The sequence below is a fragment of the Enterobacter cloacae complex sp. ECL411 genome, from assembly GCF_021869665.1.
In the GTDB taxonomy this organism is placed as follows: domain Bacteria; phylum Pseudomonadota; class Gammaproteobacteria; order Enterobacterales; family Enterobacteriaceae; genus Enterobacter; species Enterobacter intestinihominis.
The window spans coordinates 3,169,660-3,195,966 of record NZ_CP091486.1 but is presented as its reverse complement, the minus strand read 5'-3'; the positions used below and the strand labels follow the sequence as shown (position 1 = coordinate 3,195,966).

The window sequence follows — 26,307 nt, the reverse complement described above, 5'->3', positions numbered from 1 at the left end:
ATGTGTGTGAAAGGCAGTTTACACTGCTGGCTGATTTTTCTTGTCCGGATTGCTCTGCATGCAACTACTTCTTCTTGTCTGGCGGCAGTATCGCTGGCCTTTTATCGCGGTGATGGCGCTAAGCCTTGCCAGCGCGGCGCTGGGGATCGGCCTGATTGCCTTCATTAACGTGCGTTTGATCGAAATGGTCGACACGTCACTCTCCGTCCTGCCGGAATTTCTGGGTTTACTGCTGCTGCTGATGGCAGTCACGCTCGGGTCACAGCTGGCGCTGACCGCGCTCGGCCACCACTTCGTTTTCCGTCTGCGCAGCGAGTTCATCAAACGGATCCTTGATACTCAGGTGGAACGCATCGAACAGCTGGGAAGTGCTTCTCTGCTGGCGGGGCTGACCAGCGATGTGCGCGCCATTACCATCGCCTTTGTACGCCTGCCGGAGCTGGTGCAGGGGATCATCCTGACCTTTGGCTCGGCAGCCTATCTCGCCTGGCTCTCCAGCAAAATGCTGGCGGTAACGGCGCTGTGGATTGTTATTACCATCTGGGGCGGGTTCCTGCTGGTATCACGCGTCTATAAGCACATGGCGGTGCTGCGCGAAACGGAAGACAAGCTCTATAACGATTATCAGACAGTGCTGGAAGGGCGCAAAGAGCTGACGCTGAACCGCGAGCGCGCCGAACATATCTTCAACCATCTCTATATCCCGGATGCGCACGAATATCGTCATCACATTATTCGCGCCGATACGTTCCACCTGAGTGCCGTGAACTGGTCCAACATCATGATGCTGGGTGCCATTGGCCTGGTGTTCTGGATGGCGAACAGCCTGGGGTGGGCGGATACCAACGTGGCGGCAACGTACTCCCTGACGCTGCTGTTTTTACGCACGCCGCTGCTGTCGGCCGTTGGCGCACTGCCGACGCTGCTGAGTGCACAGGTGGCCTTCAACAAGCTGAAGAAGTTCGACCTTGCGCCGTTTAAGGCTGAGTTCCCGCGCCCGCAGGCCTTCCCGAACTGGCAAACGCTTGAGCTGCGTAACGTGACCTTCCGCTATCAGGATAACGCCTTCTCCGTGGGGCCGATAAATCTGACCATTCACCGCGGCGAACTGCTGTTCCTGATCGGCGGTAACGGCAGCGGCAAATCCACGCTGGCGATGCTGCTGACGGGCCTCTACCAGCCGCAGTCAGGCGAAATTTTGCTGGATGGTAAAGCGCTGAGCGCGGAGAAACCGGAGGACTACCGCAAGCTCTTCTCGGCGGTATTTACCGACGTCTGGCTGTTCGACCGGCTGCTGGGCCCGGAAGGGCAGCAGGCGGATCCGGCGCTGGTGGAGAAGTGGCTTGCGCATCTGCAAATGTCACACAAGCTGGAGCTACAGGATGGCAAAATCCTGAATCTCAAGCTGTCGAAAGGGCAGAAGAAGCGCGTGGCGCTGCTGCTGGCGCTGGCCGAAGAGCGCGACATCATCCTGCTGGATGAATGGGCCGCCGATCAGGACCCGCACTTCCGTCGCGAGTTTTATCAGGTCCTGCTGCCGCTGATGCAGGCGATGGGGAAAACCATTTTTGCCATCAGCCATGACGATCACTACTTCATTCACGCCGACCGTCTGCTGGAGATGCGCGACGGCAAACTGAGCGAGCTGACCGGCGATGAGCGCGATGCGGCGTCACGGGACGCGGTGGCGCGCACGGCCTGATTGCAATTGTGCCGGGTGGCCCCCGGCACACTAATTTTTCATATATGCCGTTTTTTTCTCCATCCCGACCCGCCGTTTATTCTTATTTACATATCCCCGCGCTATGCTTAACGCCAACTCATTTAATGGATTTATGATTGATGTCGGTATTAAAGAAAAACAGCGCCAGGCAGCGTGACCAGGAGCGTGCGCGGCTCATCTGGCTCCTGACGACCGATAAAGCGGTCACGTCAACGTTATTGGGTAAGCTAACCCTGGCTGAGCAATATGATGTCGGCACGCTGGCCGACGATATTGCTGAGGTAGGTGCGCTGGTTGCACATTTACCACCTCCGGATCTGGCGGACACCCTGGAGGCATTGCCTTCCGAGGAGCGCCACGCCCTGTGGCGGCTGGTGCAGGATCACGAGCGCGGTCAGGTGCTGCTTGAAGCCTCGGAAAACGTCTGGGATGACCTTATCGATGAGATGAGCGATCGGGACATTCTTGACGCCCTGCAAACGCTGGATATCGATGAGCAGATTTACCTCGTTCAGCATCTTCCGCGCAACCTGACCGGACGCCTGCTGGCTTCCCTGCCTGCCGAGGAGCGGGCGCGCGTGCGTCAGGTGATGCACTACGAGAAAAACAGCGTCGGCGCGATCATGGAGTTTGGCGTCATCACCGTGCGTCCGGACGTCACCCTGGGTACGGTGCAGCGCTATCTTCGTCGCCTGGGCAGTATGCCGGACAACACCGATAAACTGTTCGTCACCTCGCGGGATAAAACCCTGCTCGGGGAGCTGGAGCTGAAAACGATCCTGCTGAACAGCACCCAGCAGCGGGTAAGTGAGGTCATGGAAACCGAGCCGATGGTCTTCTCGCCGGAAGACGATGCCGAAAAAGCCGCGCGTACCTTCGAACGTGATGACCTGGTGAGCGCGGCGGTGGTGGATTCGGTGGGCAAGCTGATGGGGCGTCTGACCATTGATGAGATCGTTGACGTGGTCTATGAAGAGACCGATAACGACCTGCGTGCCCTTGGCGGTATCAGTGCCGAAGACGATGTTCATGCCTCCGTCGGCAAGGCCGTCAAAACCCGCTGGGCGTGGCTCGCCATCAATTTATGCACCGCGTTCGTGGCGTCCCGCGTTATTGACGGCTTCGAACATACCATTTCCCAGCTGGTGGCCCTGGCGTCGTTGATGCCGATTGTGGCGGGGATCGGCGGGAACACCGGCAACCAGACAATCACCATGATCGTTCGCGCCCTGGCGCTGGAAAACATTCAGCCGGGTAATTTTTCGTGGCTGATTTTCAGGGAGATGGGCGTCGCGCTGATTAACGGCCTTGTCTGGGGCGGCATCATGGGCGGCATTACCTGGTGGCTGTACGATGATATGGCGCTGGGCGGGGTCATGATGCTGGCGATGGTGCTGAACCTGCTGGTGGCGGCGATGATGGGCGTGATTATCCCATTAACGATGACCCGGCTTGGGCGCGACCCCGCGGTGGGGTCGAGCGTGATGATCACCGCCATTACCGATACCGGCGGTTTCTTTATTTTTCTTGGACTGGCGACGATTTTTCTTCTGTAGCCAGTGCTTTTTGCTTAAGTCGGGCAGGGAGGATGAACATCATCACAATCCCGCCCAGCACGCCAATCGCCAGGTTGCCGGTGGAAACCGTTGCCACAACCGTCACCAGCATCACGACGGTTTCAGCCACCGGCGCGTTTTTCAGCGTTCCGGGCTGAACGCTATGCCAGCTAAAGGTCTTGACGGCCACAATGGCCATAATACCCGCCAGTACCGCCATCGGGATTTTGGCCATCACCTCGCTGAGCGCCGTAACCAGCACAAGCAGTACGATACCCGCCGCAAGGGTGGAGATACGGCTTCTGCCTTTCCCCATCTCCACGTTAACGATGGTCTGCCCAATCATCGCGCAGCCCGCAATGCCGCCGTAGAACCCGGCCATAATATTCCCCACGCCCAGACCGATGCTCTCGCGGCGCTTGCTTGAAGGGGTAACGGTCAGTTCATCCACCAGCTTAGCCGTCAGTAGCGATTCCAGCAGGCCAACAAAAGCGATACTTAGCGCGCACGGCCAGATAATGCTCAGGGTTTCCAGATTGAGCGGCACCAGCAGTTGCGTAAAGCCCGGCAAACCGTCGCTCATGGAGCCTTCATCCCCTACCGTTGGCAGGATTTGCCCGCTGGTGACGGTGAACAAAGTTAGCAGCACAATGGCAATCAGCGGGGAGGGCACGCTTTTGATATAGCGTGGCACCCACAGCACAATCAGCAGCGTCAGCACGAACAGGCCCACTATCAACGGGCTTCGGCTCCAGAAATGGGGCACCTGGGCAAAGAAAATCAAAATGCCAAGGGCGTTAACAAACCCGGTCATCACCGACTGGGGAATAAAGCGCATCAGCCGCGCCATTCCCAGCGCGCCGAACAGGATCTGAATCACGCCAGCCATCACCACCGCGGGCAGAATGTACTGTACGCCGTGTTGATGGACCATCGGGCCAATCACCAGCGCGACGGAACCGGCCGCCGCCGTCACCATGGCCGGACGCCCGCCGAGCAGGGAAAGGGCGAAACAGAGCACCACGGAGGCGATAAGGCTCACTTTCGGATCCACGCCCGCGACCACGGAAAACGAAATCACTTCCGGGATCAGCGCCAGCGCGGTAATCACGCCGGCCAGGGTTTCGCGCATCAGACGTTGAGGCGAACGTAAAACGGTGGCGACATGGCCTTCTTGGGGTACAGACGAGTGAGGTAATGACATAACAATTCGCTGGTAGGGGCAGGCTTCCGTGCGCGCGATCACAAAGTGCAGCATCATAGCCAGGAAAATCGTCGGGTGCCAGCCTGTATGCCAAAACCCTACAAACAATCCATCATTAAATTTCACAATTACAATAATTTCGTAACCTTTAAACAATATTTAAAAGTTGCTACCGTGCCACCGCAGCGTGTTTCACCTGTAATTTCTACGCATCAAGCACTATTCAACTAAGGCATAAATGATGAAAAAAATGACTGCCGTGCTCTTTTCTCTGGCCGTGGGGCTGAACGCCGTCTCGCTGGCGGCGAAGGCTGACGCACCAAAAGAGCAGGAAACGGATGTCCTTTTAATTGGTGGCGGCATCATGAGCGCCACGCTGGGCACATATCTTCAGGAATTAGAGCCGAACTGGTCCATGACCATGGTCGAGCGCCTTGATGGCGTGGCGCAGGAAAGCTCTAACGGCTGGAATAACGCCGGGACGGGGCACTCGGCACTTATGGAACTGAACTATACGCCGCAGAAAAAGGACGGTTCCATTAGTATCGAGAAGGCGGTAGAGATCAACGAAGCGTTCCAGATCTCACGTCAGTTCTGGTCTCACCAGGTGAACAGCGGTGTGTTGCACAATCCGCACTCCTTCATCAACACCGTTCCGCACATGAGCTTTGTGTGGGGCGATCAAAACGTCAACTTCCTGCGCGCGCGCTACGCAGCCCTGCAACAGAGCACGCTGTTCCGCGGGATGAAATACTCTGAAGATCACGCTCAAATCAAAGAGTGGGCGCCGCTGGTTATGGAAGGCCGCGATCCGAACCAGAAAGTGGCGGCCACCCGCACTGAAATTGGTACTGACGTTAACTACGGTGAAATCACCCGTCAGCTGGTGGCCTCTCTGAAGAAAAAAGAGAACTTTAACCTGCAACTCAGCTCCGAAGTACGTGGTTTCAAGCGCAACGCGGATAACAGCTGGAGCGTGACCGTTGCCGATCTGAAAAACAACGAAGCCGAGCATGTGATTAAGGCGAAGTTCGTGTTTATCGGTGCTGGCGGCGCGGCGCTGAAACTGTTGCAGGAGTCCGGTATTCCGGAAGCGGACGACTACGCCGGCTTCCCGGTTGGCGGCCAGTTCCTGGTGTCGGAAAACCCTGAAGTGGTTAACCGTCATCTGGCTAAAGTGTACGGTCAGGCTTCTGTTGGTGCGCCACCGATGTCCGTTCCCCATATCGACACCCGTATGCTGGACGGTAAGCGCGTGGTGCTGTTCGGGCCGTTCGCTACATTCTCTACCAAGTTCCTGAAAAACGGTTCCCTTTGGGATCTGCTGAGCGCGACCACGACGTCAAACGTCAAGCCAATGATGGACGTGGGACTGGATAACTTCGATCTGGTGAAATACCTGATTAGCCAGGTGATGCTCTCTGATGAAGAACGCTTCGAGGCGCTGAAAGAGTACTATCCGCAGGCGAAGAAAGAAGACTGGCGTCTGTGGCAGGCAGGTCAGCGCGTGCAGATCATCAAACGCGATCCGAAAGAGGGCGGCGTGCTGCGTCTGGGTACCGAAGTAGTAAGCGATAAGGATGGCACTATTGCCGCGCTGCTGGGAGCATCCCCGGGGGCGTCTACCGCTGCGCCAATCATGCTACACCTGATGGAAAAAGTGTTTAAGGACAAAGTATCCAGCCCGGAATGGCAGGCGAAGCTGAAAACCATTATTCCATCCTACGGTACGAAGCTGAACGGTAACGTTGACGCCACGGAACAAGAGCTGGAATACACCAGCCGCGTTCTGCAACTGCAATACGTCAAACCGCAGGCTGCGGATGCTGCGCCGAAGGCAGAGCTGAAGCCGCAGGCGGAAAGCAAGCCGGTGGCGGATATCGCGCTGTAAGCTAAACGCAAAACGGTAACATCCATTACCGTTTTTCGTGTTTTCTCCCTCTCCCGGTGGGCTGAGGGTTCCCCACAAATTAATGCGAGCACTGAGCAATCCCCTCGCCCCTCCGGGGAGAGGGTTAGGGTGAGGGGAACATACGGCGGTGGTGGTCATTCCGTTCACTTTATGTTCCTTGCTACTCTGTAACGACATGACCGGTGAACGTGCCAGGGTGGCTCAGTCGCCACCACCCTGGCGACCCGGGCTCCCGGCGGTAAATCGCCGCTTCGCGGTGCCCTCGGCTCATTCCTTCCGGCTTATCGGGTACGGGCGGAGGCAACGTCCCTGTAAAGCCGCCCTCTCGGCGCATCCCTGCGCCTCGCCCCGGCCTGCAGGAAACGCCTCAGCGATTTACAGCCGGACCAGGGCATCGCTGACAGCCCTCAGTCATTTAGAAAGCAACTTTATTGCTTCTGCATAAAAAATTACTGGGGATCCCTCAGCCCGGTGGGAGAGGGTTGGGGTGAGGGCACCAGAACGCACCCTTTCCTGGTCGGGTAAGCGTGAGCGCCACCCGACTTATTTTTAACGAACTACTGCTTGTCCTACCGTCTCATCCGCCTTCCATACGCGATATTTCACATCCACGTTTTCCGGCGTATAAACGACAATCGGCAGCTTGCTGTTATAGCGCAGCAGACTGTTATCACCCAGATAGGCGGTGATAAATTTCTTCTCTTTCTTGCCGTCCGGGCACGCCATCATGGTGGAGACTGGCGAGGTTACTTTGTCGAAGACATAGTAGTCATAACCCCAGCCTTCCAGTGTTTTGCTTTCCAGTTGGCCGCCCAGACGATGCTGGTTGCAGTCCACTTCCAGCGTTTGGCCGATTAACAGCTCGACTTTGAAATTCCCTTCATTCTGCTGAGCCGGGAGCTGAATAACCTGGCGCTTCATCCCTTTGTCCGCTTGCGGATACGGGGCAACTTTTTCCAGCGGCTGCTCTTTTGGGGTTTCGCTGGCGAAAGCGCTGGTGCTCGCGCACGCAGCGGCGATAAGGGCGATGGCAAATTTAGGTGCGTTTTTCACTGTCATTCCTTTTTGTTAAAACGATCCCGGAAAGACTAACATAATGTATGTGAATGGTTGGCGTAATTTACTCACATTTTCATTTTAAACGGAGTAAAGAACTGCTTTTATGCTCTTTTATTGGTGTTTAATGCTGTGGTGGAGTCGGTGCAGAGATCGTGTTATTTTACGCGTTAATTATTGTTATTCATCTGTAAAGGGAGAAGAGATGGTACGGGAAAAACTGAAGACACCTGAAGGCCGCAAGTTCCTGCTGGCGTTACTGGTTGTGTTTATGATTGCTGCTGCATGCGTGGGGCGAGCAACCATTGTCGGCGTGATCGAGCAGTACAACATCCCGCTCTCTGCGTGGACAACCAGCATGTTTGTCCTGCAATCAGCGATGATCTTTGTTTACAGTCTGGTGTTCACCGTCCTGCTGGCGATTCCGCTGGGGATTTTCTTTCTCGGTGGGCGTGAGAAGCACTAAGCATTGTGCATGCGAAGACAGGCAATAAAAAACCAGCCATAAGCGGCTGGTTTTTTTGTGTAGTTTTGGTCGGCACGAGAGGATTTGAACCTCCGACCCCCGACACCCCATGACGGTGCGCTACCAGGCTGCGCTACGTGCCGACGCATAAAAGGAATACTACTCGATTCCTTTTTGATTGCAAGGGGGAAGCAACGCTAACTGATTCATAAATAATCAGTTAGCGATAAAGCGCTTCTCGTCTGTCAGCACCTGCAACAGCAAGCTGAGCTGCGGTTTCTGGTCTTTCAGCTTCTCACCTTCGAGGCTGTACGTCTGGTAATTGCCGTTGCTGTTCAGCACAAGGGACAGCGTCGGCGTGGTCACCACCAGCGTGTTTTCGCCAGCAGCCGTGACCCAGTTATGACGCCGCGTGGCGCTAAAGAGGTCTTGTCCCTGCGAGTATTCAATTGCCGGCGTGCTAACGTGCAGCAGCCGCTGCATTAACGTGGTCATGACGTCTTTATGGTCGGTCAGCATGTTGATGCGTTGCGCGGGAGTGCCCGGCCAGTGGATCACCAGCGGGACATGCAGGTTCGGACGCGACCAGTCCATGCCCTTCGCTTCGTCGCCGAGCGGCACGCCATGCCCCGCCGTGATAATGACGACCGTATTGTCCAGCTTGCCCGCGTCGCGCAGGGCGGTCAGCACGCGAGCGATCTGCGCATCGACATCACCCGCCGCACGGCTATAGCGGCGCGCGAAGCCTTTCTGATTGCTGTCATCAAGATTTGTGCCGTTAAACGCAACCCAGGAGAACCAGCGGTTATCTTCCTGTGCATAGCGCTTCAGCCAGTCTATCCACTGGTCAGCAGTCCGATCGTCAGACTGGCTCTGCGCGGCTGGCAGTGAGAAATCAGACAGCAGCGCCTGGCGGTACAGCGAGCTGTTGAAACCATCAGAGGCGAACAGCCCCAGCTGGTAGCCCTGCTGATTAAGCCCGGTAATCAATGCAGCCGGAATACGGGCCGACAGCACGCCGTCCATATAGCTCGGTGAAATACCGTAGAACAGACCGAAAATACCCGCGTCGGTCGAATTACCGGAACTCATATGCTGAGTGAATACGATGTTGTTCTCAGCGAATTCAGCCAGGGCAGGCATTTGCTTCTCATAGCGAGAATAGTTCAGGCCATCGACGGTAATCAGCAGCACGTTCTGACCGCGCCCCATGTCGCGATATTTCAGATCGCTCAGGGGATACTGCACGCTGACCGCTTCCGGATTACCCTGTTCGACCAGACGACGCTGATACTCCTGCGCGTCCAGCAGACCGTGTTTTTCAAGGAAACGACGTGCCGTCATCGGATAGGAGAGCGGCAGATTCGCGCGCTGCATGGTAATAGGGCGGTAGAAGTTCGCATCTGCCCAGATATACATCAGGTGCGAACCGATAAATGAGGCGAAAAAGAGCGCCGCGACGGGCTTCGCATAATGTCGGCGTCGGGTCAGGCTGCGGAGCTTTTGCCAGCTCCACGTCGCAAACAACATTTCGATCAGCAGGATAATCGGCACGCTGATAAACATCAGCTGCCAGTCGCGGGCGGTCTCGTTCTGATCCGGGTTAATCACCAGCTCCCAGACGACAGGATTCAGGTGCAGGTGGAACCGGGTAAAAACTTCGCTGTCGATAAGCAACAGCGTCATGCCCGCCGTCGCAAGAATGGCGGACAGGAAGCGCATCAGCCGCTGCGACATGACGATAAACGTCAGTGGGAACAGGATCAGCAGATAGGTGGCGAAGACCAGAAAGCTAAAGTGACCAACAAGGCTCATCCACGAGTAGATACGCCCGGTTAACGTGGTTGGCCAGTCCGCCACAAACAGATAACGGCAGCCGAGCACCATCGCCAACAGAATGTTGAACAGGGCAAACCAGTGCCCCCAGCTGACCATCTGGGAGACTTTTTCACGGTAGCGCTGACGATTCGTCACCATAAACTGTTGTTCGTTTCCCTTAGTGTGCCTGGTCGTCGCTAACGGATGACTGCAAAGCCTGGGCGAAAGATTTGGCGATCGCCTGACGCTGAGCCGGAGCAACGCTGGTATTGATCAGGTTGGTAACCATATTTCCCAAAACCATCAGGGAGAGATCGGTTGGCGTTTTATGTTTTTCCAGTACGTTGACCAGCTCACTGAGCAGTTGTTCAACGTGTTCGTCACTGTAGCGGGAATGTTGTGGCATAAATCAAAATCAGTTTGTTGAGAGAAGGGCGACATATTACCGTAGCAACAGCTTTTTTTCCCCTTTTTTATCTTCTGTTGCACACATGCGTTGGTGGTGGTTGAATACCGCCCGGTCTAAAAGGAGAGTTTATCATGAGTCTGGAAATCAACCAGATTGCCTTGCACCAGCTTATCAAGCGTGATGAGCAAACCCTTGAAGTGGTGCTACGCGATTCGTTACTGGAACCAACGCCTACCGTTGTCGAGATGATGGCGGAGTTGCATCGCGTCTACAGCGCGAAAAATAAAGCCTATGGCTTGTTCAGCGAAGAGAGCGAGTTGGCGGATAGCCTGCGCCTGCAACGTCAGGGCGAAGAGGATTTCCTGGCATTCAGCCGCGCTGCAACCGGCCGTCTTCGTGACGAACTGGCGAAATATCCCTTCGCCGATGGCGGTATCGTCCTGTTCTGCCACTACCGCTATCTGGCGGTAGAGTATCTGCTGGTCACCGTGCTGAATAATTTAAGCAGCATGCGTGTGAACGAGCAGTTGGATATCAGCTCAACGCACTATCTGGATATCAACCATGCGGATATTGTGGCGCGTATTGATTTAACCGAATGGGAAACCAATCCGGAATCGACGCGCTACCTGACCTTCCTTAAAGGCCGCGTGGGCCGCAAAGTGGCCGATTTCTTTATGGACTTCCTCGGTGCCAGTGAAGGGCTGAACGCCAAAGCGCAGAACAAAGGTCTGCTCCAGGCGGTGGATGACTTTACCGCTGAGGCGCAGCTGGATAAATCTGAGCGTCAGACCGTGCGTCAGCAGGTTTACAGCTACTGTAACGAGCAGTTACAGGCCGGGGAAGAGATTGAGCTGGAGTCGCTGTCCAAAGAGCTGGCGGGCGTCAGCGAAGTCAGCTTCCAGGAATTTACCGCGGAAAAAGGCTATGAGCTGGAAGAGAGCTTCCCGGCGGATCGCAGTACGCTGCGTCAGCTGACGAAATTTGCCGGTAGCGGCGGTGGGTTAACCATTAACTTTGATGCCATGCTGCTCGGGGAACGTATCTTCTGGGATCCGGCGACCGACACGCTGACCATTAAAGGCACGCCGCCGAATCTGCGCGATCAGCTCCAGCGTCGCACCTCAGGCGGTAAGTAGCGGCCATAAAAAAACCCCGCAGAAGCGGGGTTTTTCTCGACAGGTTTGCGATTACGCGCGAACGAAGTCGATGTGAGACAGTTTTGGCTTGAACGGGTGACGCTGAACAGCCTGAACTTTCACTTTTTCTTCTTTACCGCCAACAACGATGGTCAGAACTTCGCTGTAGAATTCAGCTTTGTTCTGCATGTTCCACACTTTGTCGTGATCCAGTTCGATTGCAACTGGAGCAGCTTCGCCACCGTAAACGATAGCCGGGAACTTGTTAGCGTTACGCAGGCGGCGGCTCGCACCCTTACCCTGCACGTTACGTACTTCTGCTTCGATAGTGAACATTGATTTCTCTCTGTATTTAAAACCCTGCTACAGGCGACCCAGCAGCAGGTGAGTGTTCTGCCTCACGGATGTGAAGCGGGCGGCATTTTATACTCAAATGGCTCGCGCATCAACGAAAAGTCCCGTTAACCGCGCAATTCGTTTGCCCGGCGAAAGCGTCCTTCATAGTCAAAGACCTTCTCACGCACCTGCCAGAACTGCCCTTTTTTACGGGCGACAACAAAATCAGGATGGCGCAGCAGCGCCTGCTGGCGCACGATATCGGCAACGGTTATCCAGCGCAGCGGCACGCCGGGCGTGCGGGTATGCGGGCGGATAAAGAGCTGTTCGAACGCGGTGCGCTGGGCGGGCGTCTGGACCCTGAACCGCTCGCTGACGTCTGCGCCGTCCTCGTCGTAATAGGTAATCTTTAGCCACTCGCCTTTTTCATCCGCACCGGGCTGTAAGACCATGCCGGAACAGCGCAGCACCAGCGCATCTTTCAGTTTCAGCGCCGCTTTCAGCATGTCATCCGGGTCGACCAACACCGTGTCACACTCCCGACAGCGGCGGGCAGCGATATCGTTCTCGGCGTTGCACTGCGGGCAGTTTTTGAAGCGGAAGCGGAAATCACACTGTTCGCGATGGCCTTCATCGTCTTCAAACCAGCCCTGACAGCGGCGGCCAAAATGTTCGATCAGCGTGCCGTCGGCGGTAGTTTTGCCCCAGAAAGTGTTGGCAAACCCGCAGGCCGGACAAAACACCTGTACCGGCACGTTGTCGCTCTTGCCTTTTGGCGTGCCCACTTCCGGGGAGTAGAGATCGTGCGGATTACCGGCATAATCGAGGATCAGACAGTCGGTTTTGCCCGGTGCCAGGCGCAGGCCACGGCCGACAATCTGCTGATACAGGCTGACGGATTCGGTCGGGCGAAGAATCGCAATCAGGTCAACGTGCGGTGCGTCAAACCCGGTGGTTAATACGGAGACATTCACCAGGTAGCGGAACTGCTGGGCTTTGAAAGCCTCAATCAGGCTGTCGCGCTCCGGCCCGGGGGTTTCACCGGTAATTAACGCCGCGTCGTTGGTGGGCAGAAGCCCCGTGATTTCACGCGCGTGTTCGACGGTAGCAGCAAAAATCATCACCCCTTTGCGCGTTTGCGCAAACTCTTCAATCTGGCTGATGATATGCGGCGTGATCCGCTTCTGTTTTTTCAGCTCATGGTTAAGATCCGCCTCGCTGAACAGCCCATTGCTCTGCGCCTGTAAGCGGCTGAAATCGTACTGCACGACCGGCATATCCAGCCGCTCCGGTGGCGTCAGATAGCCATGCTTGATCATGTAGCGCAGCGGAAGCTCATAGATACAGTCGCGGAACAGGGCCTTTTCATCGCCACGCACCATGCCGTGATAATGAAACTGATAAATCCAGCCCTTGCCCAGACGAAATGGCGTGGCGGTCAGGCCAAGCAGGCGTAAGTGAGGGTTCACCTCTCTCAGATGAGTGAGGATTTGCTGATACTGGCTGTCGTCGTCATCGCTGATGCGGTGACACTCATCGACAATCAGCAGGGAAAACTCGCTGCGAAACAGGTCCAGGTTGCGCGCAACGGACTGTACGCTGCCAAACACCACTTTCCCGTGGCTCTCTTTGCGCTTCAGCCCGGCGGCAAAAATATCGGCCTCCAGGCCGAGCGCGCAATATTTGGCGTGGTTTTGCGCCACTAGCTCTTTTACGTGCGCCAGCACCAGCACGCGCCCGCGAGCCAGGCGCGCCAGTTCGGCAATCACCAGGCTTTTACCGGCTCCGGTCGGGAGCACGATGGCGGCGGGTTCCCGGTGCTTGCGAAACCAGGCGAGGGTGGCATCAACGGCTTCTTGCTGATAGGGGCGTAGTGTGAACGTCATGGCTTCTCTATTCAGTTAACTCGCATATAGTATGCCACGAAACTTTTTCCCTTGAGTGGCGCAACCAGACCATTATACTGAACTGTTTCTGACTGCTTCTTTTTCGGACGCGTAGTCCGACTTCCAGCACCATTAAGGCTAAAAAGATTTCATGCGACTTGATAAGTTTATCGCTCAGCAACTCGGCGTAAGCCGCGCTATTGCCGGGCGTGAAATTCGCGCCAGCCGCGTAACCGTGGACGGCGACATTGTGAAAGACAGCGCTTTTAAACTCCAGCCTGACCACCAGGTGGAGTATGACGGCAACCCGCTGACCCAGCAGAATGGCCCGCGCTACTTCATGCTCAACAAACCGGAAGGTTACGTCTGTTCAACGGACGATCCGGATCACCCGACGGTGCTCTACTTCCTCGACGAACCTGTGGCGCACAAGCTGCATGCGGCAGGGCGACTGGATATTGATACCACCGGCCTGGTGCTGATGACCGATGACGGTCAGTGGTCGCACCGCATCACCTCCCCGCGCCATCACTGTGAGAAAACCTATCGGGTGACACTTGAGTCGCCGGTCTCGGATGACACGGCAGAGCAATTCGCGAAAGGCGTTCAGCTGCATAATGAAAAAGATCTGACCAAACCGGCGGTGCTGGAAGTCATTACCCCAACGGACGTCCGTCTGACCATCAGTGAAGGCCGTTACCACCAGGTGAAACGGATGTTTGCCGCCGTGGGCAACCACGTTGTGGGGCTGCATCGTGAACGTATCGGCGCGATTGAACTCGATCCAGACCTGGCGCCAGGGGAATATCGCCCGCTGACGGAAGAAGAGATTGCCAGCGTCGGGCTGCTTTCACGCTAAATTCAGGAGAACCCTGTGACCACCAGGCCACACTCGTCGTTTAAAATCGTATTTATCCTTGGCCTGTTGGCCATGCTGATGCCGCTGTCTATCGATATGTATCTGCCCGCGCTGCCGGTGATTTCCGCGCAGTTTGGCGTACCGGCAGGCAGCGCACAGATGACGCTCAGCACCTACATTCTTGGTTTTGCGCTCGGCCAGCTCTTTTATGGCCCAATGGCAGACAGCCTGGGGCGCAAACCCGTTATTCTGGGCGGGACGTTGATATTTGCCGCGGCGGCGGTGGCCTGCGCGCTGGCGCAGAGTATCGATCAGCTGATCGTGATGCGTTTCTTCCATGGCCTGGCTGCGGCTGCGGCAAGCGTGGTGATTAACGCGCTGATGCGCGACATCTACCCGAAGGAAGAGTTCTCACGCATGATGTCGTTCGTCATGCTGGTCACAACCATTGCGCCGCTGGTCGCCCCCATGGTGGGCGGGGCGGTGCTGGTGTGGTTCAGCTGGCATGCGATTTTCTGGATCCTGGCGATTGCCGCGCTGCTGGCCTCGGTGATGATCTTCGTCTTTATCGATGAAACGCTGCCGGTCGAGCGCCGTCAGAAGTTTCACGTCCGCACCACGCTTGGCAACTTTGCCTCGCTGTTTCGCCATAAGCGCGTGCTGAGCTATATGCTGGCCAGCGGCTTTAGCTTTGCCGGGATGTTTTCGTTCCTGAGCGCGGGGCCGTTTGTGTACATCGAACTGAACCATGTGTCACCCCAGCACTTTGGTTACTACTTCGCGCTGAATATCGTGTTCCTGTTTGTGATGACCATTATCAACAGCCGCTTTGTCCGGCGGGTCGGGGCGCTGAATATGTTCCGCGCCGGGCTGTGGATCCAGTTCGTGATGGCTATCTGGCTGGTATTGAGTGCATTGTTGGGCGTAGGTTTTTGGGCGCTGGTGGTGGGCGTAGCGGCGTTTGTTGGCTGCGTCTCGATGGTCTCATCCAACGCGATGGCGGTGATCCTCGACGAATTCCCGCATATGGCGGGCACCGCCTCGTCGCTGGCAGGGACGTTCCGTTTCGGGATTGGCGCGATTGTCGGGGCGCTGCTCTCAATGGCGACGTTTAATACTGCCTGGCCGATGCTGTGGGCGATTGCCCTCTGCGCGACTTGCTCCATCCTCTTCTATCTTTACGCCAGCCGGCCCCGTAAGACGGCGCATAAATGAGCACTTAAGGCCCGAAACGGGCCTTTTTGTTGACCCATATCAACCAACCCTCGGTTCGTTTACCCGGTGTTTGTTTCTTTTATGTAAAATCTATTTATGTAAAAAGTCACATCATTGTATTTAAAAAGGTTGAGTTAGATCGCAGAAACGGGTACATATAGCGCCGACGCGAGCCTGCAACGCCTATAAAATCCGCTAAACAGTGCAGGTTGGCGATGATGTGTTACTATAAATGTAAATAAATTGTGAAGTAAATTTGCTTCCGGGGATCTGAACGTGAATACATTACAACTCTCCATTGTCCATCGCTTGCCCCAGAGCTATCGCTGGTCGACGGGTTTTGCAGGTTCGAAAGTTGAACCGATTCCGCAAAGCGTTGCCGGGGAGGATAATTGTCTGGTGGCGCTCAAGCTGCTTAGCCCGAGCGATGAAAATGCGTGGCCGGTTATGGAACGTCTCAGCCAGGCGCTGACGGACATCGAAGTAGACAGCTCCGTGCTGGAATGCGAAGGTGAGCCGTGCCTGTTTGTTAACAGCCAGGATGAATTTGCTGCGACCTGCCGTCTGAAAAACTTCGGCGTGGCGATTGCCGAACCGTTCTCCGGTCAATATCCTTTCTGAGTGCTAGTCAGCGGACAATAGCTGGCGCGTGTAATCCTGCGCAGGCGCAGTGAATACGCGCTGGCACTCTCCCTGCTCAACGACTTCTCCCTGCCGCAATACCACCACCTGATGGCAAAGCGCACACACCACCTGTAAATCGTGGCTGATAAAGATATAGGCCAGCCGATGCTTTTCCTGTAGCCCCTTCAGCAGCGCCAGAATTTGCGCCTGCACGGTGCGGTCCAGTGAAGAGGTAGGCTCGTCCAGCACGATCAGCTCCGGTTTCAGGATCAGCGCGCGGGCAATCGCTATACGCTGCCGCTGTCCGCCGGAAAACTCAGCCGGATACCGGTGCCGGGTCTCGGGATCTAAACCCACTTCCGCCATCACTCGCTTAACGTCGATTTCACGCTGTTGTGCCGTCAGCGCGGGCTGATGAACGCGCAGGCCCTCTTCAATAATCTGCAATACGCTCAGCCGCGGGTTCAGCGAAGAGTTCGGATCCTGAAAGACCACCTGCATGCGCGGGCGGACGGGCAGCATTTGCCGGCGGCTCAGGTTTTGCAGCGGCATGCCGTCAAAGAGAATGCTTCCCTGCGAGGCGATCAGGCGCAGCAGCGCCAGGCCGGTGGTGCTTTTGCCCGAACCGGATTCGCCCACAAGCCCAAGCGACTCGCCCGGACGCAGAGAGAAGCTCATGTTTTTCAGAACATGATTGTGATCGACCACGCGACGCAAAATGCCTTTGCGGATCGGGAATGACACCGACAGGTCCTCAACCTTCAGCAACGGTGCGCTGTCAGCGTTAAGCGGAATCGGGTCGCCAGAGGGTTCGCTATCGAGCAGGCGCTGTGTATACGGGTGCTGAGGCGCGCTCAGCAGGGCAGTTGCCCTGTTCTGTTCGACGCAGCGGCCGTTTTGCATCACGGCCACCGCGTCAGCGAGCTTTTTCACGATGCCCAGGTTATGCGTAATAAACAGCAGGCTCATGTTTAGCTCGTCCCGCAGTTCACGCAGCAGTTGCAGAATTTGCGCCTGCACCGTGACGTCCAGCGCGGTGGTGGGTTCATCCGCAATCAACAGTTCGGGGCGCGTCAGCAGCGCCATCGCGATCATCACGCGCTGGCGCTCGCCGCCGGAAAGCTGATGCGGGAAATCGTTCAGCCGTTTCGCCGCATTACGAATGCCGGTGCGTTCAAGGCAGTCCAGAATTTCCCCCCGCGCTGCCTCTTTACGCATTCCCCGATGAAGTGACAGCACTTCATAGAGCTGTTTTTCCAGCGTATGCAATGGATTGAGCGACACCATCGGCTCCTGAAAAATCATGGCAATCTTATTGCCACGAATGCCGCGCAGGGTTTGCTCATCAGCGTTCAGCAGGGATTGTTCATGGAACAGAATATCCCCCTGCGGATAGCTGGCCGGCGGGGAAGGGAGCAGGCGCAGCACCGACAGTGCCGAAACGCTCTTACCAGAGCCGGATTCCCCGACCAGCGCCAGCGTCTCTCCGCGCTGGATCTGCAACGATAAATCCGTCACCACCGGGCGAGATTCGCCCTGCTTTGAAAACGCAATCGACAGATTTTCTATGCTCAGAAGAGGCCGGGTCATGTCATACCGCCTTGTTGGGATCGAAGGCATCGCGCACGGCTTCGCCAATAAAAATCAGCAGGGAAAGCAGCACAGCCACGGAGAGGAATGCGGCGATGCCCAGCCAGGGGGCCTGGAGGTTGTTTTTGCCCTGCAACAGCAGTTCGCCAAGAGACGGTGAGCCCAGCGGCAAACCGAAACCAAGAAAATCGAGCGACGTCAGGGTGGTAATGGAGCTACACAAAATAAACGGCAGGAAGGTGAGGGTCGCCACCACCGCATTGGGAAGCATGTGACGGAAGATAATTGCGCGATCGCTCACGCCTAATGCCTGCGCGGCGCGAATATAATCGTAATTTCGCGTGCGCAGAAACTCCGCGCGCACCACGCCGACCAGTGCCATCCAGCCGAACAGGACGGTGATGCCTAACAGCCACCAGAAGCCAGGCTGTACTACGCTGGACAGCAGGATAATCAGAAACAGCGTCGGCATACCGGACCAGACTTCAATTACGCGCTGCCCCCACAAATCGATTTTTCCACCGTAATAGCCCTGCATGGCGCCCGCCACGACGCCCATCACGCTGCTAAAGAGCGTCAGAAGCAGCCCAAACAGGAGCGAGATGCGGGTGCCATAGAGGATGCGCGCCAGCACATCGCCGCCGTTGGCGTCCGTTCCCAGCCAGTTTTGCGAGGAAGGCGGGGAAGGGAAGGGGGTGGACGTGGCGTAGTTAATACTGTTCGCGCCAAAGCGAATCGGTGCCCAAAGCGCCCAGCCGTGCTGCGCGATCTGTTCACGTAACCAGGGATCCTGATACTCGGCTGGCGTCGCAAACGGACCGCCAAAATCGCTTTCGCTATAGGTAGTAAGCACCGGCACGTACCAGCGATCTTTGAAATGCACCAGCAGGGGTTTATCGTTGGCAATCAGTTCGGAACACAGACTTAAGGCGAACAGGACGGCGAAGATCCACAGCGACCAGTAGCCGCGACGGTTGTGGCGAAATCGCGCCCAGCGGGCCTGATGGACGGGGCTTAAACGCGACATTAGCGGCCCTCAAAATCGATACGGGGATCGACCAGCGTATAGCTGATATCGCTGATGATATTCAGCAGCAGGCCGATCAGGGTGAAAATGTACAGTGTGCCAAACATCACCGGGTAATCACGGGAGACGGTGGCCTCATAGCCGAGCAGCCCTAAACCGTTGAGAGAGAACATCACTTCTATCAGCAGAGAGCCGGTAAAAAACATACTGATGAACGTGGCGGGAAAACCGGCAATCACCAGCAGCATGGCGTTACGAAAAACGTGCTTCCACATAATCTGCTTTTCACCGACGCCTTTGGCGCGCGCGGTGACGACGTACTGTTTGCGGATCTCATCAAGAAAGGCATTTTTGGTCAGCATCGTAAGCGCCGCAAAACCGCCGATAACCGTCGCCAGCACCGGAAGCGTGATGTGCCAGAAGTAATCGGTGATTTTCTGATACCACGGCAACGTGCTGAAATCCGCAGAGACCAGCCCGCGCAGCGGGAAGAGGTCGAAATAACTGCCGCCAGCGAAAAAGACAATCAGCAGCACGGCAAACAGAAATGCCGGGATAGCGTAGCCGATGATAATGAACGTGCTGCTCCAGATATCAAAACGGCTACCGTTGTAGACCGCTTTGCGGATCCCCAGCGGAATGGAGACCAGATAAATAATCAGCGTCCCCCACAGTCCGAGCGTGATGGAAACCGGAAGGCTTTGCTTGATCAGGGTTAGCACCGAGGCGCTGCGAAACAGGCTGTCGCCAAAATCGAAACGGACATAATCCCAGAGCATCCTGAAATAACGCTCGTGCAGCGGCTTGTCAAAACCATAGCGATGGGTGATCTCGGCGATCACCTCCGGATCCAGTCCCCGACCGCCCCGGTAGTGGCTTTCGCTGATATTGCCCACGCCCGTCCGGGCATGGCTGGCCCCCATTCCTTCACCGCCGCCGCCCGGCATGCCGCCAGCGTGACCAAAATCTATGGCCGCAATCGCTTGGTCCACCGGGCCGCCGGGGGCAATCTGCACGATAAAAAAGTTAATGGTAATGATGGCCCATAGCGTCGGGATAACCAGCAGCAGCCTGCGGATAAGATAAGCGCCCATCGTCACTCCTCAACGCCGCGCTGCGGGCAGTTTTGCGGCTTTATTCACGTCATACCACCACGTATCAAAACCAAGCGTATAAACCGGGCGAACGGCGGGCAGGGAGAATTTGTCCCAGCGGGCCACGCGATCTTCACCCATGTACCACATCGGCAGCATGTAATAGTTCCAGGTTAACACCCGGTCAAGCGCGCGCCCGAGCGGCAGAAGTTTCTCTTTATCGCCCTGAGCGGCAACGATTTTCGCGATCAGCGCATCAATCACCGGACTCTTTACCCCCGGAGCGTTGTAGGAGGAGTCGATATACCCCGATGCCCAGGAGATTTGCAGGTCTGAACTCGGCCACGGCTGGGCAGCCCACAGGGTTTGCATCATGTCGTAATCGCGACTGCGCTTGCGGTTGGTCAGCTGGGCAATATCGACCTGGCGGATATTCATGGTCACCCCAAGACGGGCAAGGTTCTTCTTAAACGGCAGCACCCACTGATCGTTTGCGCCGGAGGCAATCAGCAGTTCGAAGCTGAGCGGCTTACCAGTTTTAACATTTACTCGTAGCCGATTTTTCAACACCCAGCCAGCGTCATCCAGCAGTTTGCTGGCTTTCAGCAGGTTGTCCCGGTCGAACCCGTTTCCGTCGGATTTTGGCGGTTCAAATAGGCGGGTGAACACTTCCGGCGGGAGCTCCGCTTTCATTGGCGCCAGCAAAACCAGCTCGTCCGCGTGGGGATAATCACGGGCGGCATATTCAGTATTCTGGAAATAGCTGTTCGCCCGGCTGTAGGCTCCGTAAAACAGCGCTTTGTTCATCCATTCGAAATCAAACGCCAGGGTAATAGCTTCACGCACCCGACGATCGGAAAAAACCGGGCGCTGAATATTAAACGCCAGCCAGCGCGTGTCCTGCGCGGATTCGTTTTTATGTTCGTCTTTAACGATATAGCCTTTCGCGAAATTTTTTCCGATATACCGGGTCGCCCAGTTTTTGGCGCTGTTCTCGACACGTAAATCAAATGCGCCTGCCTTAAACGCCTCGAAGGCCACGTTATCATCCAGGTAGTAGTCGTAGCGGATTGTATCGAAGTTCCAGCGGCCCCGGTTTACCGGCAGCGTGGCTGCCCAGTAATCTTTCACGCGGGAATAGATCACGTACTGGCCCATTCGCCAGTCGGTAATGCGATACGGTCCTCCGGCCAGCGGCGGGGAAGAGAGGGGATCGCTCAGCTTATGGTTTTTCCAGAATGATTCGGGCATGACGGGCAGGGAGAACAGGCTCAGCATATTCTCTTTGTTTGGCTCAGGGAGTTCGATTCGCACGGTCAGCGGGGCGATGGCTTTCACCGTGGTGCCCTTGTACACCAGACGAAACTGCGGCACGCCTTCGGTCATAAATTTATGAAAGGTGAACGCCACATCGCGGGCGCTAACCGGCGTACCGTCGTGAAAACGCGCCCGCGGATTAATCGCGATTTCTGCCCAGCTAAAATCATCGGCGTAACGCACGTTCTCAGCGACCAGGGGATAATAGCTGCCGGGCTCGTCGTCGGAGGTGACGAACAGCGTGTCATAGAGGGATTCGGTACGCGCTGCCGCCACGCCGCGCAGGGCGAAGCGGTTAAAGTTGTCAAACGTTCCGGTCGCGGAAAGCGTCACGTTCCCGCCTTTCGGGGCGGCGGGGTTCACATAATCGTAGTGAGTAAAGTTGACCGCATACTTCGGCTCGCCAATGACGGCAAAGGCCGTGCTCTCTTTGATGGTCTGCGCCTGGCTCGACAGGCTCACCAGCGCCAACAGCATCAATACAACGCGCATAATCATAGTGCGGCGGATCCCTTTGTTCACAGGCAGGCTCGGTTGAGGAGAATAATAAGGGACAGCGCCGTGATTGTGAAATTATTCCCCGAGCGTGATGTCGGGTTGCCACGTCCTGAACTGCTCCAGCGGCATTGGTCGGCCGATCCAGTAGCCCTGAAGATAGTTCACGCCATGCTCGCGCAGCCACGCCGCCTGCTCGGGCGTTTCAACACCCTCGGCGACGGTTAACATATTCAGGCGTTCTGCCAGCGTCAGCACCGCGTCAAGCACTGGCGAGGTAACGGTTTCAGTCCCGATGGCATTCACGAAGCCACGGTCAATTTTCAGGTAATCCATCGTGAAGCGTTCCAGATAGATCAGCGCGCTGTGGCCGGTGCCAAAATCATCGATGGCGATTTCAAAACCTTCATTGTGCAGCCATTCAAACAGCTGATTTGCCTCGCGGTGGTTGATCATGTCGCGCTCGGTTATTTCCAGCACAATCTGGAAGTGATCGGGCGGAAGGGCAGCGGCAAACGCGCGCATATCCTCCTTAAAGCTTTCCGCATGCAGATGACCGGGCGCGATGTTGATCCCAAACTTGGCCCCAGGCGGGAGCACCGTTTGCAGGACAGGGGCATCGCGGATAATCAGGTCAAAAAGATGCAGCGTCAGCGGGACGATCAGCTTCTGCGCTTCAGCAAAATTAATAAAGGCATCCGGTGGAATTTCGCCCATCACCGGGTGCTTCCAGCGCATCAGGACTTCCAGCCCGGTCATTCTGAGCGACTGCGCATCCACGACGGGCTGATAGACCACGTAGAACTGGTCGTGCTTGATGGCCGTAAGGATCTCTTTCCCGGGATTCAGACGGATAGTGAGAATATAGAAATTCAGCAGACCTGCCGCAATACCGCAGACCAGGCCGAAGAACACGGCGTAGAGCAGTTCATCGGTCTTCCAGGCTTGCGCATAGACGTTAACGGTCAGAGGAATATTTTTCAGCGTGGCGGTGCGGGCAGGGACGTCAGGCAAATCCCGCGCCTGAACCAGCATTCCGGACTGGGTGGATAACGCGGAGTCGCCAATGACGATCGATATTCCGGAAAATTCATCCTGACGTGACGTATAAAGAAGGTAAGGCGTCAGGTTGATGTTCACGGAGGTAAATACGCCGCCGTCTTTTACCAGCGGATTGCGATACCAGATAGCGATCGCGGGTTTATCCGGCAGCATGGGCGTGCCCGGCAGGAGCGCGATATCAACAGGTTTGCTGATGTGTAGCTGAGGGATAAGCGTTTCCATTGGGGTATTCATCGGACCTGTTGCCGAAGAGCAGAAGGCCTGTTTATCCCGGACCAGCAAAAAGGCGCGCACGTTAATACTGAAGGCCGCGCGTGAGGTGAGCGCCGCACTGACCTCTTCACAGCTGTTCAGCGTGAGCGGCTGGAGCGTATCAATAGAGGTTTTAAGCTCGTCGAAAAAGCTCTCCATGTAGACGCTTAAATCCGTAATGAGGGTATCGTACCTGACTTCTCGCTTGTGATAACTCCAGTAAAACTGTAACGCACTCAGAAGCAGGGCGGTAAACAACCCCGTCAGAATACTGAGAAACAGTATCTTGCGGTTGCTTGAGAAGTAGCGGGTAAACATAGATGTCGTGATTCCTGAAATGACGCTGGATGTCTATCAGTGTAACGGGCAAAAAAAAACACTGCCGGAGCAGTGCTTTTTTAATCGTATCGCCAGCCAAGGGATAACCAACGATACGACAGCAATATTAACTACGGCTCAGAACGCGGCGAGCTTCGTTGTAGCGCTTCTTCCAGTAAGGTTCGTTCATGCTGGAAATCGTCACACCACTGCTGGTGGAAGCATGGACAAACTGATCGTTACCGATATAGATGCCAACGTGTCGACCGGTTGAACCTGCTCTGAACAGGACTAAATCGCCCGTACGCAGTTTAGTGCGCGAAATGGACTTGCCCATTTCCTGCTGTTCATAAGTAGAACGCGGAAGGTCTAACCCAAACTGCTCACGGAAAGTACGCTGTACGAATGCGGAGCAATCGATGCCTTTCTTGGTGCTGCCGCCCAGGCGGTAACGCACGCCTTTCCAGTCAGCATACTGATCCATAATACGCGACTTAACGTCGAGATTACGTACCATATTTTCAAATTCATCCTGAGAGGCTTGCAGTGAAGAGGAATCTTCCATTCCCACAACACGCGTCTCAGGATGCATATTCTTCGCGGTGTTCGTCGTACTACATGCCGAAAGCAGAACCGCCACTGCAATCGCCGGGATCCCCCGCAAGATATATCTCAAAATTGGTTGAGATTTGACCATTTTGTTTGTTTTCCCTTGAAGTCCTTAACGAAAATATCGTTATAAAAATGCCAACCGTGACGAGACTAATTATCTGTTCACAATGAGACAATTCTTTATGGTGAAATCTGTGGCACAACGCACAAAATTATTCACCACGATAATAATTATCTCAATGGGGCAAAACGAGTTCGAGGTTAACCGATTGCAAAGGGCATTGCGAGCAAAAAAGACCGTTTTTTTATAAGAAAATGTGATACACAACGTTACAGCGCGGAATTGCTCAAAATGCCGCCATTCATACCGGTAATCCCTGCAATTGCTTCATTTTTATCACGAATTGTATGACGGAATGATGACAGCGCTGAATGATGCCGGAAAGAAGTGACTCAGGGATCGAAAACGATCCCTGATGAATGGTGTTAATTAGCGTTATTTATTTGTTTCAGACTTGTTTAAATTTGCCGGGAAGATAGCGATCAAAAATACCTATTACGCGATCGCTCAGGGGAGTCATCAGCACCCAGGGTAAACCAATTAACACCGCCGTGAGGGAGCCTACGGCGATATCTGTCAGCCAGTGAGCGCCAATCATCACCCGCGGGAATGCAAATACCACCACAATAACCAAGGCGATGGCGAAGGCTTTTTTACCGAAATAGCGCAGCATGAAGCCAGCAAAAATCAGCAGCATCATACCGTGGTCGCCCGGGAAGCTGTCCTTCGAGGCGTCTTTGGTTGGAATATGAAGCAGCTCGCTGACGCGGTTAATATTCGGGAAAGAGAGCGACGGACTGGCGCGTTTAACCGGCATCAGATGCTGCGCCAGCTGGTTGATAATCACGGCTGCCAGCAGCATGACCAGGCCGATAATCAGAATACGGCGACGACCCGTTTTGTCTTCCTTCAGCCAGAAGGAGAGCATCAGACAGCCCATTGCCAGCAGCGAACAGCCGTCAAACGCGCGGTTGTTGGTGATCGCCACCAGCCACAGGAAGGCTTCACTCTTCGCCAGCGCCTGGTTAAAGAAGTGGAACAGCCCGGAATCCAGCGGGAACCAGAATCCGTGATCCGCCGGGATATACCAGGAGAAAAAGATCGCCAGACCGGCAGCGTTGAGCAATAAAATAGCAGGAAGTCGAGTCGTCATAGTCTTCAGCAATGTGTGAAATCAGGGGCAACGTTAGCCGCCCAAACTTAAACGAAGCTTCAACAGGCTTGACTGGAGGGCATTCCAGTCGGTATTAACCGCACTAATTAACTCTATCCGGCTGTCGGGTGGCGCGACGTTCTGGGTTTCTATAAAGAAATCCTCGCCCTGACGATTAATGCGCACCAGACCATCCGGGGTGCGCATGATCCCTTTTACCCGCTCAACCGGCGCCAGTCTCGCCCATTCCAGTATACCAATGGTGTCGAAAACCGTATCGGCATCGAAGATCCAGCCGCAGGCCTGGTGTCCCTGGCCGCTGTTCAGATTTCGACGCCAGCGCTGATGTTCCGGCAGGCTCAGCGCAGCCAGACCTTGCTTCGCGCCGTGGCTATGCGAATGCTCTGCGCTGGCAGGCAGTTGCGTCTGGTTGAGGCGGGGAAGATCGAGCAGGGCGCCATCAATGTTGCCCTGGGTGGTCTGCACATACTGACGTCCACCGCCAGCCTGCTGCCACCAGGCATTGAACGCGGCCTGACTTTCAGGCGTCGCGCGATCGGATTTATTCGCCACGATGATATCTGCCGAGGCGAGCTGGTCGCGGAAATTGTCGTTATTGATCGCTTTTTCATCCAGCAGCTGGCGGGGGTCGAGCAGGCAAAGCGTCGCACGCAGCTCAAGCCACGGCTCGTAGACCGGGGCGGTCAGTAAATCAAGAATTTGCTTCGGATGACCCAGCCCAGTGGGTTCAATCAGCAGACGGTCAGGCTTGCCCTGACGCAGCAGCGTATTCAGCCCGACCTGCATCGGCAGACCATTCACGCAGCACATACACCCGCCCGGGATCTCTTTCACCATCGCGCCGCTGTCGGCGAGCAACGCGCCGTCGATCCCCACTTCGCCAAATTCGTTGACCAGCACGGCCCACTTTTCCGCCGGATCTTTATTGGCCAGCAAATGCAGAATGGACGTAGTTTTACCGCTGCCGAGAAAACCGGTGATCAGGTTGGTTTTGGTCACGTGCGCTCCGATAAATAATTGTGATGTAGTAACAACTATCTATCATCCTGACGAAAAAATCGGGCATTGAGAAGAGGGAGGGCGAACGGAGCGTAAAACCGTT

Annotated in this window: 22 protein-coding genes and 1 tRNA gene; 8 read left to right on the top strand and 15 right to left on the bottom strand. The window is 55.6% G+C overall.

The window, feature by feature from the left end:
- Window positions 1–58 precede the first annotated feature (58 nt).
- Both L3069_RS15180 and mgtE read left to right on the top strand, forming a co-directional pair.
- Window positions 59–1,702 (top strand): multidrug ABC transporter permease/ATP-binding protein, encoded by a 1,644-nt coding sequence (locus tag L3069_RS15180; protein WP_003859392.1) that lies wholly within the window; start codon window positions 59–61, stop codon window positions 1,700–1,702.
- Between the two features lie 140 nt (window positions 1,703–1,842).
- Window positions 1,843–3,279: a magnesium transporter gene (mgtE, locus tag L3069_RS15175; protein ID WP_006811337.1), complete on the top strand. Its 1,437-nt coding sequence runs from the start codon at window positions 1,843–1,845 to the stop codon at window positions 3,277–3,279.
- On the opposite strand, the gene L3069_RS15170 is transcribed toward mgtE, so the two are convergent.
- The gene (locus tag L3069_RS15170; RefSeq protein ID WP_063135869.1) at window positions 3,242–4,537 is read right to left on the bottom strand and encodes a SulP family inorganic anion transporter; all 1,296 of its coding nucleotides are present in this window, start codon (window positions 4,535–4,537) and stop codon (window positions 3,242–3,244) included. The genes mgtE and L3069_RS15170 overlap by 38 nt on opposite strands.
- A 187-nt stretch (window positions 4,538–4,724) precedes the next feature.
- Between L3069_RS15170 and mqo the strand changes: the two genes are divergently transcribed.
- Entirely contained in the window at window positions 4,725–6,374 is a 1,650-nt protein-coding gene (mqo, locus tag L3069_RS15165; RefSeq protein WP_032623890.1) for a malate dehydrogenase (quinone), read from the top strand.
- A 570-nt stretch (window positions 6,375–6,944) separates the two neighbouring features.
- On the opposite strand, the gene eco is transcribed toward mqo, so the two are convergent.
- A complete protein-coding gene (gene eco, locus L3069_RS15160) occupies window positions 6,945–7,454 on the bottom strand; it encodes a serine protease inhibitor ecotin (protein WP_032622478.1) in 510 nt (169 codons plus the stop codon).
- 202 nt (window positions 7,455–7,656) lie between these two features.
- Here eco and L3069_RS15155 point away from each other — a divergent pair, with 202 nt between their 5' ends.
- The gene (locus tag L3069_RS15155; protein WP_006811332.1) at window positions 7,657–7,917 is read left to right on the top strand and encodes a DUF2534 family protein; all 261 of its coding nucleotides are present in this window, start codon (window positions 7,657–7,659) and stop codon (window positions 7,915–7,917) included.
- Between the two features lie 66 nt (window positions 7,918–7,983).
- Here L3069_RS15155 and L3069_RS15150 read toward each other — a convergent pair.
- The 3 genes from L3069_RS15150 to L3069_RS15140 all read right to left on the bottom strand — a co-directional run bounded on the left by L3069_RS15150 (window position 7,984) and on the right by L3069_RS15140 (window position 10,141).
- Window positions 7,984–8,060, bottom strand: a tRNA-Pro gene (locus L3069_RS15150).
- A gap of 73 nt (window positions 8,061–8,133) precedes the next feature.
- Window positions 8,134–9,894, bottom strand: coding sequence for an LPS biosynthesis-modulating metalloenzyme YejM (yejM, locus tag L3069_RS15145; RefSeq protein ID WP_022648735.1), 1,761 nt, complete (start codon window positions 9,892–9,894; stop codon window positions 8,134–8,136).
- Between the two features lie 19 nt (window positions 9,895–9,913).
- Entirely contained in the window at window positions 9,914–10,141 is a 228-nt protein-coding gene (locus L3069_RS15140; RefSeq protein WP_001135586.1) for a YejL family protein, read from the bottom strand.
- Between the two features lie 134 nt (window positions 10,142–10,275).
- On the opposite strand from L3069_RS15140, the gene yejK reads away from it, so the two are divergent.
- Window positions 10,276–11,283: a nucleoid-associated protein YejK gene (yejK, locus tag L3069_RS15135; protein ID WP_017693031.1), complete on the top strand. Its 1,008-nt coding sequence runs from the start codon at window positions 10,276–10,278 to the stop codon at window positions 11,281–11,283.
- Window positions 11,284–11,334: 51 nt separating this feature from the next.
- On the opposite strand, the gene rplY is transcribed toward yejK, so the two are convergent.
- The gene (gene rplY / locus L3069_RS15130; RefSeq protein WP_022648733.1) at window positions 11,335–11,619 is read right to left on the bottom strand and encodes a 50S ribosomal protein L25; all 285 of its coding nucleotides are present in this window, start codon (window positions 11,617–11,619) and stop codon (window positions 11,335–11,337) included.
- Between the two features lie 125 nt (window positions 11,620–11,744).
- On the bottom strand, window positions 11,745–13,505 hold the full coding sequence (locus L3069_RS15125; RefSeq protein ID WP_022648732.1) for a DEAD/DEAH box helicase: 1,761 nt from the start codon (window positions 13,503–13,505) through the stop codon (window positions 11,745–11,747).
- 151 nt (window positions 13,506–13,656) lie between these two features.
- Here L3069_RS15125 and rsuA point away from each other — a divergent pair, with 151 nt between their 5' ends.
- The 3 genes from rsuA to L3069_RS15110 all read left to right on the top strand — a co-directional run bounded on the left by rsuA (window position 13,657) and on the right by L3069_RS15110 (window position 16,200).
- Window positions 13,657–14,364 carry a 16S rRNA pseudouridine(516) synthase RsuA gene (gene rsuA, locus L3069_RS15120; protein ID WP_022648731.1) on the top strand — a complete coding sequence of 236 codons (708 nt, stop codon included), beginning with the start codon at window positions 13,657–13,659 and terminating at the stop codon, window positions 14,362–14,364.
- Between the two features lie 15 nt (window positions 14,365–14,379).
- Window positions 14,380–15,579 carry a Bcr/CflA family multidrug efflux MFS transporter gene (locus tag L3069_RS15115; protein WP_022648730.1) on the top strand — a complete coding sequence of 400 codons (1,200 nt, stop codon included), beginning with the start codon at window positions 14,380–14,382 and terminating at the stop codon, window positions 15,577–15,579.
- A gap of 276 nt (window positions 15,580–15,855) precedes the next feature.
- On the top strand, window positions 15,856–16,200 hold the full coding sequence (locus tag L3069_RS15110; protein WP_003859372.1) for a YejG family protein: 345 nt from the start codon (window positions 15,856–15,858) through the stop codon (window positions 16,198–16,200).
- 3 nt (window positions 16,201–16,203) lie between these two features.
- Here L3069_RS15110 and yejF read toward each other — a convergent pair whose 3' ends face one another.
- From yejF to L3069_RS15070, 8 genes are all read right to left on the bottom strand, one after another.
- Window positions 16,204–17,793 carry a microcin C ABC transporter ATP-binding protein YejF gene (gene yejF / locus L3069_RS15105; RefSeq protein WP_038416431.1) on the bottom strand — a complete coding sequence of 530 codons (1,590 nt, stop codon included), beginning with the start codon at window positions 17,791–17,793 and terminating at the stop codon, window positions 16,204–16,206.
- 1 nt (window position 17,794) lies between these two features.
- Window positions 17,795–18,820 (bottom strand): microcin C ABC transporter permease, encoded by a 1,026-nt coding sequence (locus L3069_RS15100; protein WP_038416430.1) that lies wholly within the window; start codon window positions 18,818–18,820, stop codon window positions 17,795–17,797.
- Window positions 18,820–19,914, bottom strand: a complete 1,095-nt coding sequence (locus L3069_RS15095) for a microcin C ABC transporter permease YejB (RefSeq protein WP_038416429.1) — start codon at window positions 19,912–19,914, stop codon at window positions 18,820–18,822. The genes L3069_RS15100 and L3069_RS15095 overlap by 1 nt, the downstream gene beginning before the upstream one ends.
- A 9-nt stretch (window positions 19,915–19,923) precedes the next feature.
- The gene (locus L3069_RS15090; RefSeq protein WP_038416428.1) at window positions 19,924–21,729 is read right to left on the bottom strand and encodes an extracellular solute-binding protein; all 1,806 of its coding nucleotides are present in this window, start codon (window positions 21,727–21,729) and stop codon (window positions 19,924–19,926) included.
- A gap of 75 nt (window positions 21,730–21,804) precedes the next feature.
- Window positions 21,805–23,358: a cyclic di-GMP phosphodiesterase gene (locus L3069_RS15085; protein ID WP_038416427.1), complete on the bottom strand. Its 1,554-nt coding sequence runs from the start codon at window positions 23,356–23,358 to the stop codon at window positions 21,805–21,807.
- Between the two features lie 127 nt (window positions 23,359–23,485).
- Complete coding sequence (mepS, locus tag L3069_RS15080; RefSeq protein ID WP_003859364.1) at window positions 23,486–24,055, bottom strand: bifunctional murein DD-endopeptidase/murein LD-carboxypeptidase; 570 nt, start codon at window positions 24,053–24,055, stop codon at window positions 23,486–23,488.
- 424 nt (window positions 24,056–24,479) lie between these two features.
- On the bottom strand, window positions 24,480–25,184 hold the full coding sequence (locus L3069_RS15075; RefSeq protein WP_038416426.1) for a phosphatase PAP2 family protein: 705 nt from the start codon (window positions 25,182–25,184) through the stop codon (window positions 24,480–24,482).
- A gap of 33 nt (window positions 25,185–25,217) precedes the next feature.
- Window positions 25,218–26,204, bottom strand: coding sequence for a GTP-binding protein (locus tag L3069_RS15070; RefSeq protein ID WP_022648724.1), 987 nt, complete (start codon window positions 26,202–26,204; stop codon window positions 25,218–25,220).
- Between the last annotated feature and the right edge of the window lie 103 nt (window positions 26,205–26,307).